Origin of the sequence: Nitrosomonas cryotolerans ATCC 49181 (assembly GCF_900143275.1) — a bacterium.
GTDB lineage: Bacteria > Pseudomonadota > Gammaproteobacteria > Burkholderiales > Nitrosomonadaceae > Nitrosomonas > Nitrosomonas cryotolerans.
The window spans coordinates 1,690,271-1,703,320 of record NZ_FSRO01000001.1; the positions used below are offsets into that span (position 1 = coordinate 1,690,271).

General features: G+C 48.8%; 15 protein-coding genes, 1 other RNA gene and 1 pseudogene. 5 read left to right on the forward strand and 12 right to left on the reverse strand.

Annotated features, from left to right (window positions below):
• Positions 1-327 precede the first annotated feature (327 nt).
• Together BUQ89_RS07565 and tnpA are read right to left on the reverse strand one after the other, a co-directional pair.
• Positions 328-1,551 carry an ADP-ribosylglycohydrolase family protein gene (locus tag BUQ89_RS07565; RefSeq protein ID WP_245812938.1) on the reverse strand — a complete coding sequence of 408 codons (1,224 nt, stop codon included), beginning with the start codon at positions 1,549-1,551 and terminating at the stop codon, positions 328-330.
• A gap of 738 nt (positions 1,552-2,289) precedes the next feature.
• The gene (gene tnpA, locus BUQ89_RS07570) at positions 2,290-2,706 is read right to left on the reverse strand and encodes an IS200/IS605 family transposase (protein ID WP_074202557.1); all 417 of its coding nucleotides are present in this window, start codon (positions 2,704-2,706) and stop codon (positions 2,290-2,292) included.
• Between the two features lie 30 nt (positions 2,707-2,736).
• Between tnpA and BUQ89_RS13935 the strand changes: the two genes are divergently transcribed.
• The 5 genes from BUQ89_RS13935 to BUQ89_RS07590 all read left to right on the forward strand — a co-directional run bounded on the left by BUQ89_RS13935 (position 2,737) and on the right by BUQ89_RS07590 (position 5,218).
• On the forward strand, positions 2,737-3,156 hold the full coding sequence (locus BUQ89_RS13935; RefSeq protein WP_218612783.1) for a helix-turn-helix domain-containing protein: 420 nt from the start codon (positions 2,737-2,739) through the stop codon (positions 3,154-3,156).
• On the forward strand, positions 3,129-3,968 hold the full coding sequence (locus tag BUQ89_RS07575) for an RNA-guided endonuclease InsQ/TnpB family protein (protein ID WP_218612784.1): 840 nt from the start codon (positions 3,129-3,131) through the stop codon (positions 3,966-3,968). The genes BUQ89_RS13935 and BUQ89_RS07575 overlap by 28 nt, the downstream gene beginning before the upstream one ends.
• A gap of 93 nt (positions 3,969-4,061) precedes the next feature.
• Positions 4,062-4,433: a thiol-disulfide oxidoreductase DCC family protein gene (locus BUQ89_RS07580; protein ID WP_028461773.1), complete on the forward strand. Its 372-nt coding sequence runs from the start codon at positions 4,062-4,064 to the stop codon at positions 4,431-4,433.
• Positions 4,434-4,681: 248 nt separating this feature from the next.
• Complete coding sequence (locus tag BUQ89_RS07585) at positions 4,682-4,924, forward strand: type II toxin-antitoxin system ParD family antitoxin (RefSeq protein ID WP_036573213.1); 243 nt, start codon at positions 4,682-4,684, stop codon at positions 4,922-4,924.
• Positions 4,925-5,218, forward strand: coding sequence for a type II toxin-antitoxin system RelE/ParE family toxin (locus tag BUQ89_RS07590; protein ID WP_028461771.1), 294 nt, complete (start codon positions 4,925-4,927; stop codon positions 5,216-5,218). It begins immediately after the preceding gene.
• 24 nt (positions 5,219-5,242) lie between these two features.
• Here the strand turns inward: BUQ89_RS07590 and BUQ89_RS07595 are convergent, their stop codons facing one another.
• The 10 genes and pseudogenes from BUQ89_RS07595 to pstC all read right to left on the reverse strand — a co-directional run bounded on the left by BUQ89_RS07595 (position 5,243) and on the right by pstC (position 12,925).
• Positions 5,243-5,473 carry a hypothetical protein gene (locus BUQ89_RS07595; RefSeq protein ID WP_143772756.1) on the reverse strand — a complete coding sequence of 77 codons (231 nt, stop codon included), beginning with the start codon at positions 5,471-5,473 and terminating at the stop codon, positions 5,243-5,245.
• 177 nt (positions 5,474-5,650) lie between these two features.
• Positions 5,651-6,012: a transfer-messenger RNA gene (gene ssrA / locus BUQ89_RS07600) on the reverse strand.
• Positions 6,013-6,097: 85 nt separating this feature from the next.
• A complete protein-coding gene (locus BUQ89_RS07605; protein ID WP_028461769.1) occupies positions 6,098-6,745 on the reverse strand; it encodes an HAD family hydrolase in 648 nt (215 codons plus the stop codon).
• Between the two features lie 49 nt (positions 6,746-6,794).
• Entirely contained in the window at positions 6,795-7,499 is a 705-nt protein-coding gene (ubiG, locus tag BUQ89_RS07610) for a bifunctional 2-polyprenyl-6-hydroxyphenol methylase/3-demethylubiquinol 3-O-methyltransferase UbiG (RefSeq protein ID WP_028461768.1), read from the reverse strand.
• A 17-nt stretch (positions 7,500-7,516) separates the two neighbouring features.
• The gene (locus tag BUQ89_RS07615; protein ID WP_028461767.1) at positions 7,517-8,851 is read right to left on the reverse strand and encodes a TRZ/ATZ family hydrolase; all 1,335 of its coding nucleotides are present in this window, start codon (positions 8,849-8,851) and stop codon (positions 7,517-7,519) included.
• Positions 8,852-8,929: 78 nt separating this feature from the next.
• Positions 8,930-9,628 (reverse strand): OmpA family protein, encoded by a 699-nt coding sequence (locus BUQ89_RS07620; RefSeq protein WP_028461766.1) that lies wholly within the window; start codon positions 9,626-9,628, stop codon positions 8,930-8,932.
• A gap of 481 nt (positions 9,629-10,109) precedes the next feature.
• A pseudogene (locus BUQ89_RS14595) lies at positions 10,110-10,301 on the reverse strand (Csu type fimbrial protein); the annotation flags it as partial.
• Positions 10,302-10,378: 77 nt separating this feature from the next.
• Positions 10,379-11,212, reverse strand: coding sequence for a phosphate ABC transporter ATP-binding protein (locus BUQ89_RS07630; protein WP_074202558.1), 834 nt, complete (start codon positions 11,210-11,212; stop codon positions 10,379-10,381).
• Complete coding sequence (gene pstA / locus BUQ89_RS07635; RefSeq protein ID WP_028461764.1) at positions 11,209-12,042, reverse strand: phosphate ABC transporter permease PstA; 834 nt, start codon at positions 12,040-12,042, stop codon at positions 11,209-11,211. Before pstA ends, BUQ89_RS07630 begins: the two co-directional genes overlap by 4 nt.
• Positions 12,035-12,925: a phosphate ABC transporter permease subunit PstC gene (pstC, locus tag BUQ89_RS07640; protein WP_028461763.1), complete on the reverse strand. Its 891-nt coding sequence runs from the start codon at positions 12,923-12,925 to the stop codon at positions 12,035-12,037. The genes pstA and pstC overlap by 8 nt, the downstream gene beginning before the upstream one ends.
• Between the last annotated feature and the right edge of the window lie 125 nt (positions 12,926-13,050).

Consider the following 13,050-nt stretch of genomic DNA (forward strand, 5'->3'; position numbering starts at 1 on the left):
ATTACTTGCAGCATTGATAAATCAAACACTTAAAAATCTTTCCCAGCCCAAGATAACCAGTTATGCAGCGGTCTTTTGTTTGGGATGCCCTTGTCTATGACGGGGCCGCCTGTTGCCCACAGCTGCTCGTCATGCTGGGTCGTCGATCAAAGGTCATCGAACAACGTCAGCTTGGCCTCGTCCAGGTCGGGGTGCTCTATGATGTGGATGTAGCAGATCTTCTCGTTGCTGGACATTTGGCGGGTTGACGACATCTATACAATGCCATCTCTTGTGGGGCGCGCCAGATGGGTCCCATCGATTTCCGCTTTGTTGGTTCATACCATCTCAAGATCCCGGGTATTTCTGTAAGATTTGTTGATTCAACGCTTTGTTTTCGCTGTGCTCATCGCAGCCGATCTCCCAGTCTATGAATGTGTAGAGGTCGTCTGCCAGTTCGGTGATGACGTCGCGTAGTTCAAGCGGCTCTAGCCATTCGGCCGGGATCGCTTCTACGCCATGGATGGTGCCCAGCAGGTTGCCGACGATCGATCCGGTCGAGTCGGAATCGCCATCGTGGTTTACCGCCAGGATCACGCCATGCTTAAAGTTACGGGCGACCAGCGCGCAATAGATGGAGATCGCCAGTGCTTCCTCCGCGATCCAGCCCTGACCCAGCCGGGCAACGGCTTCTTCATGCGGCAAGCCGGAAATAGCCAGCTCCTCGGCCAACTCAATCGCACGCAGCGTCTCCTCATGGCCGGCCTCCGCCCGCAGGATGACCTTGGAAGCCGCCAGTGCCTCGAGCAGCGCAGCGCCATCCGTCAACAACTGGATCAGCACCGCCAGAACGCCACCAGTCAGTGCCCCGGTGGGGTGGCCGTGGGTCAGCGCTGCCAGCTCGGTGCCCAGCCGGAAGGTGTCCTGGGACGATGTGTGCTGGCGCCAAGCGAACAATCCGACCGGTGCAACCCGCATGACGCCGCCGCAGCCCTTGCTGTCGTTGCGGGCGGGTTCCCCGAGGGAGCGCATCGCCTGTAGAGCGGATAGGCAGGTGTTGCCCGGCGCACGACAGCTGTGCAGCTGGTGCTGTTGAAACAGCCAGCCAGGCTCATCAGTACCGAAACGAATATTGCGGTTCGGGCGCTCACCCTGGGTTTGCAGCCAGCGCAGATAGGCATGGGCCGTCACGTCGGTATAGGTCGTGATGCCTTTGAGGCAGCCGCGCACCCAACCTCGGATCAGCCCTTCTGCGGTGAATAGAGCCATCTGCGTGTCATCGGTGATCATCCCCAGCCCACCGTAAGCCGGTGCGTACTGGGTGATGCCCTTGGGGCCGAAGTGGTGGAGAATCTGGGTTTGCGTCATGAACTCGACTGGTGCGCCGAGTGCATCGCCGACTGCGCCACCCAACAGGCAGCCCCGAAAGCGCCCCTGGGCAGTGTGCGGTTGCTGGCGCTCGCTGCGCCAGGCCGGTGGCGGTACTGATGTCTGGGTTTCTTCCGCTTCGCTGGTTTTTCCAGAGACAGACTCCGGGTCTGCCTGATCGGGTAGTGCGTAGTCGATGCCCAACTCCGTCACCACGCGGGCGGCTGGTCGGGTGACAAGACCCTTCTGCTGCCATATTGGGCCTCGCCAGCCCGATTACGCTGCTGCAGTCCATGCAACATCACGGCCAGCAGGGGTGATTCACTATCCGCGAACGGGACCGACTGCATATTGACCGCCGGGGTGGGGTACGAAATGTCGGGCAACCCGTACCGCATCCGGGACTCTGGTTTGAGGTGAAGCTCTAAGAAATTCTGCATGGTATCCGTACCGATCCTCTTGTCGTTGCGGTGCTTGTGGTTATCACAAGGCGACGCATACACAAATCAAAATAGAGATTCTATGACAGGCCATATACTTTCCGCAATAATTCGAACAAGCATTTGTTAACCCAAACGAACACGACAGTTGTCCATAGATCAACTTGCAGAATTAACTCAGCCCAAAATAATTGTTTCAGGGTAATCGTCTCGACATTTGCCGAGCTGCGCGCGTGTTTTGTTGGAGATACGCCGACAGGGCCTGGTGTACATAGAAGCCGCACATAGGGGTCGCGCCCATAGGGGTCGCGTCTTGCATTAATGTAAGTCAACAACTAAAAATAGAGAGAAGGAGCAACATGGTGTTGTGTTGTAAGACCTGACACCTTTTTTCTTGAAACCCTAAAGCAGTACGGTTTGTTAATTCTTTTTTGTGTTTATCAAATAGCGCTTAAAACTTCGTCCTTCAGGGCGGAGATATAAGCGCACAGGCGAAGCCTGTTTAATGCGGTCTTTGCTGTTGTTCAATATATTGCTTAATAATCGAGAATGGTGCTCCACCACAACTACCCGCAAAATAGCTTGGACTCCAAAGCATATTACCCCAAAGCTTATTTTTAATTTCGGGATAATTCTTTTTGCGAATAAGTCGGCTTGAAACGCCTTTCAAACTATTTACCAAGTTAGAAATAGCAATTTTTGGTGGATAGTTAACTAAAAGGTGAATATGATCATGCTCACCGTTAAATTCCACCAATTCTGCTTCAAAATCCAAACACACGTTTTTAAATATTTCTTCCAAATCAATTAATACCCTTCCGGAGAAAACATCTCTACGGTATTTTGTTACAAAGACCAAATGAACATGAAGATTAAAAACGCAATGTCTTCCTGTTCTTACATCGTTATTAACTTGCATAGACAAATTCCTTTTTGTATAATTATAACCATGAAGCAGATTATACGCAAAGCCTTTAAATCTCGACTCAATCCAAATTCTGACCAAGTACAGAAGATGGTTGAGTTTGCGGGTGCTAATCGGTTTGTTTGGAATAAAGCCTTAGCAATGAATCTGTTCAGATTAGAGCAGAAACAGCCATTGCTTTGGTACAACGAGTTGTCATTTTGGCTAAAGCTATGGAAATCCTCAGAAGATTATGGATTTCTAAAAACCGTTCATTCTCAACCGTTGCAACAAGCCTTAAAAAACTTAGAAAAAGCGTTCAAAGACGGTTTTGATAAAAAACAGCCTTTAAAACGGATTCCAAAATTCAAGAAAAAAGGTTTGAGTGACAGCTTTCGTTATCCACAAGGATTTAAGCTGGAGCAAGAGTCTGCAAAGTGTTCTTGCCTAAAATCGGTTGGGTGAAATATCGTAATTCACGCCAAGTCATTGGTGACGTTAAAAATATGACGATTTCCCGTAAAGGCAGTTATTGGTACGTGTCGATTCAGACTGAGTACGAGACCGAGCTAAAGCGTCATAGCTCAACCAGTATGATTGGTGTTGATATGGGCGTTACCCGCTTTGCAACCTTGTCAGACGGCTCATACGTAGAACCTTTAAACAGTTTCAGAAAGTTATCAAAGAAACTGGCTTTTGAACAGCGTAAGCTGTCTAAAAAAGTCCGTTTCTCTGCTAACTGGAAAAAGCAGAAACAAATCATTACCCGCCTGCATGAGCGTATTGCCAATGCTCGTTTAGACTTCTTACACAAAACCTCAACCGAAATCAGCAAAAATCACGCAATGGTCGTAGTTGAGAATTTAAAGATAGGAAACATGTCTAAGAGTGCCAAGGGCAGTGTTGAAAAGCATGGTAAAAACGTCAAAGCGAAATCGGGTCTAAACAAATCCATTCTTGACCAAGGATGGGGAATGTTCGTTTCGTTCTTGGAGTATAAACAGGCTTGTTCAGGCGGGGATGTATTGAAGGTAAACCCTCAATACACCTCTCAAACCTGCCCTAGATGTCAACATGTTAGTCGTGACAATCGCAAAAGCCAAAGTGCTTTTGAATGTACAGAATGTGGATTTAAAGCCAATGCCGACTTGGTAGGTGCCTTGAATGTACTTGAGCGAGGACATCGCTTGTTAGCCTGTGGAGTTGAAACGTTAGTTTCGTCTAAGAAGCAGGAACCAGTAGACAGTAGCAATACAAACCTACTCTTAACGGCTTAATAAGTCGCTAGGAATCCCCTTCGTTTAGGAAGGGGAGGATGTCAATATATTGTTCGCGGTAGATTGTTATTTTTCACCACAGGGTGTGTTGATATGAATCAATCAAAAAAAAAGATTACCGTCTACTACGATGGCGCTTGCCCAAGTTGCATCAAAGACCGAAAAAACTATGAGAAATTGGCGGGAAAAGAAGGTGAAGATGTGTGCTGGTTTGATATCACTGGGCAGGATGCCCATCTGCGCGATATTGGCATCGATCCCTACAAGGCCATGACCGAGCTGCATGTGCGCGATGAACGCCAACAGGTATTTTCCGAACTGGATGCCTATATTTTGCTGATGGCCCGAGTGCCGCGCCTAAAACCGCTGGCTTGGTTCATCGGTTTGCCAGTGATTCGACCATTGCTGTCGTCGCTCTACCGCTGGATGGTTAATCGACGCCTGGGAAAAAGTGGGCGCTTGTAGACGGATAGTTATCCATTGGGCTTTACGTACCTTTGCTGGAATTTACCCGATGGACTCCATATTTGACAACACATCTCAATGTAAGTAACAACTGAAAATATAGAGGGGAAGCAGTATAGACGTTGCATTACAAGACCTGATACCTTTTGAAAAAAATCTCACAGTTTTTCGAATTTAATGGCTTTAATTGCCAATTATACCAATAAATATTATAATTAGGTATCAAAAAGTGTTTGATGGAGATTGTTATGCCTGTGCAAAAAAATACCAGTGTGACATTGGGTAAGCATTTTGAGAAATTTCTGGCGCACCAGGTTGAAACCGGACGTTATGGCTCGGCCAGCGAAGCCATACGGGCGGGACTCCGTTTGCTTGAGGAACGCGAAATTAAACTGGAAGCATTGCGCCATGCTTTGATTGAGGGTGAACAAAGCGGCACGTCTGATTATTCATTGCAAAACATTCTGGATGAATTGGAAGATGAAAAGTAGATGGGATCATTCACACTTACACAGAAGGCAAAGGCTGATATGCTTTCGATTGGTCGTTATACACTCAAAGAATGGGGTGAGAAGCAACAAAGGCGCTATCTGAGTCAACTCGATTCAGCGTTTCATGATTTGGCGAGCAAACCGGAAATAGGTCGTTCATGCTTTGAAATTCGTAAAGGCTATTATAAATACGGAGTAGGTAAACATTTAATCTTTTTTCGCCATGCAGGAAAAGATCAAATAGAAATTGTGCGTATCCTACATGGCCGCATGGATATTGAGCATCATTTATAAGGCCATTCATCCTGATTGCGAAATCTATTGCCCACACATAAGTGTCACGTTTTGCATTAATGTAAGCAACAATTGAGAATATAGAGAAGGAGCAGCGTGGATGTTGTATCGCAAGACCTGATACTTTTTCTTTTTTTCTTGCTCGAAACTTGAGCGTTCAGCCGTTTTGATATAGTGAGCTGTCAAATCTCCGGCAATCGGGGAGAGTTCGCTGATAAATGTGCCGTCGTATTCGAAGACAATTTTCTGTGCCATACGCTGCGGTGTGGTTATCGGCAAAAATGACTTGTGGCAAATTTGTGTCATTTTTTTGCCACAACCGAGGCTTTTGGAGACCAACCGAGACTAGTGGTGGGTTTGTAAGACCGGGTCTAAGACCCGGTTTTACCTGGGTCTTAGCTGGTCCAAGTTGGTCTTGGTGAGACCGGAAGATGGTGGAGACGGCGGGAATCGAACCCGCGTCCGCAAGTCCTCTACAGACAGTTCTACATACTTAGCCATGCTCTTTAATTTAACCTGACAACCGCCAGCTGGCGGGCTGATGGCAGGCGAGTCACCTATTGTTTAACGTTCTGTAAAGTGACCCTACAGAACGCGATCCTTGCTAATGACTCTGCTGTCTGTTGCCAGACCCGACGTTAAGGCCCATCGGTGCAGAGGCTAGCCGTATTAAGCGGCTAAAGCGTAGTTTTCGTCGTTTGCGACTATTTTTTTCCAGATGTATTTACGAGGTATTCTGGTCCTCGGTATGCCCTGCGCTGCTTTGCAACCCACGTCGAAGCCAGATCGTCCCCGGTATTCTTTGTGGTAACTATAAGATAGTAACGAAATGAAAAAGTTCAATCGTCAATATCGAAACCTGCATTATTCTAACAGAATTTAGAGATAATTCAGCAGATCTTGCGGGTGATCTATGAGATATTTGGCTCCCCAGGTTTCAGGTGGATGCGTATTTCCCAAATAACCATAGCGCGCAATAATCGGTTCCATTCCTGCGGCCAGACTGGCTTTGACATCCCGTATGTCATCACCCAGATAGATGCATTCGGCAGGGGTGACCATGAGTTTTCGGCTGGCGACCAATAGGGGTTCCGGGTGCGGTTTGCTATGCGCTGTTTCGTCACCGCTGATAATGCAAGCGGCACGTTGATGCAAGCCCAGTTGTTGCATGAGTGGATGTGTAAAACGCGATGGTTTATTGGTAACGATACCCCAAGGCAGGCTACGCGCATCCAGCTGGTCCAGTAATGCGGACATGCCCGAGAATAAAATCGTATCGTGGCATAGACGTTCACTATAAAAATTCAGAAACTCTTCTCGTATGCCTTCATAATGCGCGTCATCTGGCTGGATATTAAATCCAAGTCTCAGTAGTCCGCGCGCCCCGGCGGATGCTTCGGTACGGATCAGCGTCATAGGTAAGGGTGCTAATCCGCGCAGGCTGCGCTGTCGATTTAAGGCATGACCCAGATCAGGGGCCGTGTCAGCGACTGTACCATCGAGATCCAGGAGAACGGCTTTAATCATCAGATAATATTTGAGTAATCTGCATGCGTTAATTGAGGATGCTTATGAATCAGGCGCGATATGCCATGATATAGTTAACGCTGGAATCGGGTTCCAGTGCATAGACCTGGGTGATAGGATTGTAGGTCATGCCAATAATTTTTTCTCCGGTAAGATTTGCTGCACGCGCCATACGGGCAAGTTCGGATGGTTTGATAAATTTGGCGTACTCATGCGTGCCGCGTGGCAGTAGTTGCAGTATGTATTCGGCGCCGATGATGGCAAATAAATATGACTTTGGATTCCGATTGATCGTTGAAAAGAAAACCCATCCACCCGGTTTGGCCAGCTGGGCACAGGCCTGTACAACACTATGTGGGTCTGGGACATGCTCGAGCATTTCCATACAGGTGACAATATCAAAATGATGTGGTTGTTCTGTGGCGAGCGATTCAACGGTGATTTTGCGATAGTCGACTTGCTGTCCGCTTTCCAACAGGTGCAACTTGGCTACTTTCAGCGCTTTATCGCTTAAGTCGATACCGGTAACATTTGCGCCACGAACGGCCATGCCTTCTGACAGAATGCCACCACCGCATCCCACATCCAGAATGGTTTTCCCTTTTAGTCCAGAGAATTGCTCGATATAGTCCATGCGCAGTGGATTAATCTCATGCAGCGGTTTAAATTCACTATTGGGATCCCACCAGCGATGGGCCAGTTGACTAAATTTCTCTAGCTCGAGTGGATCAGCATTGATGCCGTCATTTTCCATTTGCTATCCTTTTCCATCTATTGTTGGTTAGAAGCCTTGATACGTGCTTGCCAGGCTGTAGCGTACTGTTGCAATTTCATCGTATCCAGGGTGGTCAATTGTTTATTGTTCAGTAGCATTTTACCATTGACCCACACATGGCTGACATGCTCACGTCCGGCAGCATAAACAAGGTGCGAAGCCGGGTCATAGCAAGGCGATAGGTCAATATCGGAAAAATCGACCGCCGTAATATCTGCTGCTTTTCCAACCGTTAATGAGCCTGTTATCTCATTTAGTCCTAATGCTTTGGCGCCTTCCAGTGTTGCCATTCTGAGGGCCTGATGTGCCGGCAGGGCATGCGCCCGGTTACTGTTGGCTTTAGCAAGCAGTGCGGCCAGTCGCATTTCTGCAAACATGTCGAGACGATTATTGCTGGCAGCGCTATCCGTTCCTAGTCCAACGGTTATACCATAATCCAGCAGAGTCGTCACAGGCGCAAAGCCGCTGGCGAGTTTCATGTTGGATGATGGGCAATGTGCCACGTTGCAGCCTTGCTGGCTGATCAGCTTTATTTCATCTTCAGTCAGATGCACCATATGGACTGCGATCAAGCGGGGACTCAGTATACCCAGTCGGTGTAAACGCTCAATCGGCCGCAGTCCGCTGGATTCAAGGCTGCTGTTGATTTCATGCTGGGTTTCATGCAAATGTATATGTATGGGGAGGTCAAGCTGTTCGGCGTAGGTGAGTATCTTGGCAAAAGCCTGATCACTAACGGTGTAGGGTGCATGTGGTGCAAAACAGAATGATAATAACGGATGCGGGTGGAGTTGGTTGCGTAATGCGATTCCTTTTGCCAAATAGTCATCGATATCACTGGCATAGACGGTGGGGAAGTCGATAGCAATCATACCAATGGCCGCACGCATACCCGCAGCCAGAGCCGCTTCTGCACAGGCCTCCGGGAAGAAATACATATCATTAAAGCAGGTAATGCCGCCTTTTAGCATTTCAGCACAGGCCAGTTGAGCTCCTTCTAAGACGAAATGAGCGCTGACGTGTTGTCTTTCGGTTGGCCAGATGTGCTGGTTCAGCCATTCCATCAATGGTAAATCATCGGCCAGTCCGCGCATGAGTGACATGGCCGCATGTGTGTGTAAATTTATCAAACCTGGAATCAGCACATGCTCGTCCAGTACGATGCGTTCACGCGGACTGAACTGCAGTTGGGCTGCCGTCTTTGGCAGGATGGCCTTAATAAGGCCCCCATTTATTGCGATGGCGTGATCATGCAATACTTGTCCGGCAGGCTCAACAGGAATAATCCAGCGTGCTTCCAGTAAGGTATCGACTTCAACAGGATAAGTCATTTGTCTGTGAATCAGAAAAAAAGCCCCGCACAATGGCAGGGCTTTTTTTCAGTTTAAGATTAAAGGATTGCTTGTTTACTATCTGGATCGGGTTCCTGCTACTTCGATTTCAACGCGACGATCCGGTTCCAGGCAGTCTATCAATGCTTTGGTTCTTCTATCTCCTTTACAGGAATCGCCGGTAACCGGATTGGCTTCACCCTTACCATCTGTGAATACGCGGTTTGGATCGATACCTCTGCTGGATACCAGATATTCTTTAACGGATTCAGCCCGACGCACTGACAGTGCTTTATTGTACTCATCAGAACCGATACGATCTGCGTAGCCTACAGCGATAATCAGGTCGTATTGAATGTTCCGCAGTCTGTTTGCAAAATCATCTAATGCCTGAATACCGTTGGGTTTTAATTTTGCACTATCGAAATCGAAAAGCGCATCGGCGGAAAAGGTGATTTTCTCAGGCGGTGCCACAGGTACGGGTTCTGGTTCAGGAGGGGGAGCTACAACGACTTTCTCCGGCTTTTTAATCAGATCAGGGTCACATTCATGTATTGCCATTGCAGGTGTCCAATAGCCAGTGCGCCAGCACAGACCGGTAGCATTTCTAACGACTTGACCACTCTCATCCACTCCATAAGCTTCTGGTTTTAATGCGGTGCTGTCATGATCATGATCATGATCAGCATAGGTTTCATGAGCCAAGACGGTCCCAGAAAACAATGCTGGTAAAACAATCATTCCAAGTAGGTATTTTTTGGCTGACTTTATCTTCATGCTGTTATCCTTTTTTGTGAAAGCTTCAGTTCAGTATTCAATTATTTATTTCTGGTATAAGTTTAAAAACCGTTCCGCCCATATGATATGCTCATGTCCATATCTGTGCACAGATTATCCATTTGTAATTATATATTTGTCAAATCTGACTGTTGTTAAAATGCAACATTTATACTGAATCAATATAAACAGATCTGTAGGCTGAATAACTCGTTAAATGTGCATTTTTAAAAGGCCGGTCTATTCCGCGGTGAAGAATAATGATATCGATTGCGATAGTGAAATCGTTTGCTTGAGTGTTGTAAGGGGGATGCATTTATGCAAGCTGATATGGGACTGTGAGATCACCTGGAGCCTGGCAGTCAGTATGCACGTGGAGCATTGTCGATTGCTATATTGGATTCACAAAACAGAGTAGGGCGAAGAAGAATGGATTCACGGAGCGGATTGATGTGTACGGCCCGCAAAGAAGCCAGGGATTTCATCGATGATTGATCGTCATGGTTACGGAATCCGAATAAATATCGGCGGCCAGATTCTGACTTGCTGGTATGGCACCATAAACCGGATAATGCCGGCTTACGGTCAGTAAACTTAATGGATGGTCGTCGATAATACGGATTGTTCCCGAGCTGTCATCACTCCAAACATTATTTCTTGCAGGGCCAGTGCAGAGACCATACTGTGTTTTATGAAACTTTGGGCTCCATGAAAATCAGGACACCTCAGGCAAACCTTTACCTATCTGGTTTACCCCCGGGCGCCTGAAATGTAAGCGGCGGTCAATTCGTGTATCGGCGCTTCGAATAAATGCTGGCATTGGCCGAACTCGATCAGCTTGCCGACTCGCTCGGTCATCCAGAAAAAGCCTGCATAATTGGCTACACGTCGGGCTTGGGCCAGATTGTGAGTGACAATGACTACCGTATAGCGATCGCGCAGGCGCAGAATCAATTCTTCTACTACCGCTGAAGAAAGCGGGTCGAGCGCGCTGCAGGGTTCGTCCATCAACAGAATTTCGGGCTTCAGTACCAGGGCACGGGCAATGCAGAGTCGTTGTTGCTGACCGCCGGATAAGGCCAGGGCGGAAGTTTCCAAACGGTCAAACACTTCATCCCAGAGGCCCACGTCTTTGAGTGCCTGTTCGATTTTGCGGCGACGTAGCCCGTGGTCGCGCACACCGTGCTCCTTTAGGGGCAATTCCAGGTTGCGCCAAATCGACAATGGAAACGGGTTGGGCTTTTGAAAAATCATGCCGATACGACGCCTGAGTTTAAGGGTATCCACGGGATCGTTCAACAGGTCCTGGCCATCGAACAGAATCTTCCCGCTGACACGAGCACCCTCATGATGGTCAGTGAGTCGATTCAACGTTGAAAGAAAAGTAGTCTTGCCACAACCGGAAGGACCGATCAACGCGGTGATGCAGCCCTTGTAAATATCAAGGGACACTTGCGAGAGTACGGTTTTTCTGCTGTAACTCACTGCAAGATCTTGTATCTGTAAATGAGGTTCGGGCACACAACAGGGTGTGCCTTGTTTGATTTCTCCTAGGGTATAGCTGCTTGCTTTTTTTCGGCTCATGGGATAGTCAATCTCCGTTTAAACCAGCTGTCCACCAGGCTTTGCGCCAGGGTGTTGAGCACAATGATCAGGATCACCAGTACTAACGCCGAGGCGTAGGCTGCGCCATCGCCACCGGTGACATTCATGGACAAATCGTAGATGTGCACCGCCAGTGCCCGACCGGAATCCAGTAGTGATCCAGGCATACGATCAACATAGCCACTGGTAAACAGGAGTGCTGCCGTTTCGGCTGTGGCACGACCAATACCGAGAATCAGGCCGGCCACAATAGCGGGACGTGCGGCCGGCAGCAGTATGTGCCAAATGGTGGTGCTGCGAGTCATTCCCAATGCCAGGGCACCGCGCCGCCAATCGTCGTTGACCGCGCGCAATCCAGATTCGCAGGTGCGCACAAACACTGGCAGGATCATGCAGGCCAGGGTCAGCCCACCGGATAGCAGGGAAAAACCCAAGCCCAGATAGATGCTGAAGAAGGCATTGCCAAACAGGCCGTAAACGATGGAAGGCACGCCAGCGAGGATATCCAGCGTGATACCGATGCTGCCAGCAAAGCGACTGTTTCTGGGGGCAAATTCCGACAACCAGATCGCTACCCCCAGTCCTAGAGGTAAGGCTACGGTGAGTGCAATCAGTAATAGCCATAGGGTGGAAACCAGAATCGGGCTGATGCCACCCGCACGGCCAGCATCCATTGGCGCGGTGAACAGAAACTGCCAGGTAAAATGTGCAACGCCTTCCAGTACAACATCGCCCAGAACCCAGAGTAGTGATGACACCACCAGCAGGGCACAGCCAAATAACAGCCAGCTAAATACACGGTCAGACATGTTGTCTTTTCTCTTTGGTGATACGGGTTACGCGATGCGCGATCCAGGAGAGGAGCCAAACCAGTAAAGTCAGTAATAACCCCGATGCAAACAGGCTGGCGCGATGATCGCCCATGGCATAGGCCATTTCCAGCGCAATATTGGCGGTGAGCACACGCACGGGTTCAAACAGGCCAGACGGAGTTTGTACCACATTGCCAGCCACCATCAGTACCGCCATGGTTTCACCCAGTGCGCGCGCCGTGGCAAGCAAGGTGCCGCTGGCGATGCCGGATCTGGCGGCTGGAATTACAACGTACAGGATCTGTGTTTTACGGCGCAAACCCAATGCCATAGCTCCGGAAATCAATTCTTTGGGTACGGCAGCCAGGGCGGCGGCGCTGGTCAACGCCACCGTCGGTAGTATCATAAGCGATAAGACCAGTATGGCTGCCAATAGGCTGGCACCGGGTGGCTGCCATTGTGCGATCCAGGGAACCAGTCGCGTCAACCCCCACAGGCCGAATACCACCGAGGGCACACCAGCCAGCAAATTGAGTAGCAGTCGGAAACCCAATGCGGTTGCAGTTGGCGCATAAAACTGCAGAAATACTGCGTAGGCCAGGCCGATCGGCAGCGCTAAGACGATCGCCCCTAAGGTCACAGCGAGCGAAGCCCAGATCATGGGTGCCATGCCGAAACGCCCCTCCAACGGATACCAGCCTTGATTTTGGAAAAGGCCCAGCCATGTACCTTCTCGCCATCCTTTGGCGATAAAGGGCCAGGATTCGTTCAGCAATAACAGCATAATGAGTGCTAACAGTAGGGCTACGCCGCCGGCCAATAACACCAGCAGTGCACTGAGTCGACGATCAGCCCGATTATCGATGTTTTTGATGTCCATGTCTGCGGATACCTCACTGCTTACACCTTAAGGGCCTATCTCGAAATAGTCAAAAATTGAGATGCTTATCTTATCTATTTACTAATAATTAATAGGTTGAGACCTTTGCAAAAGTCCAATAGTTG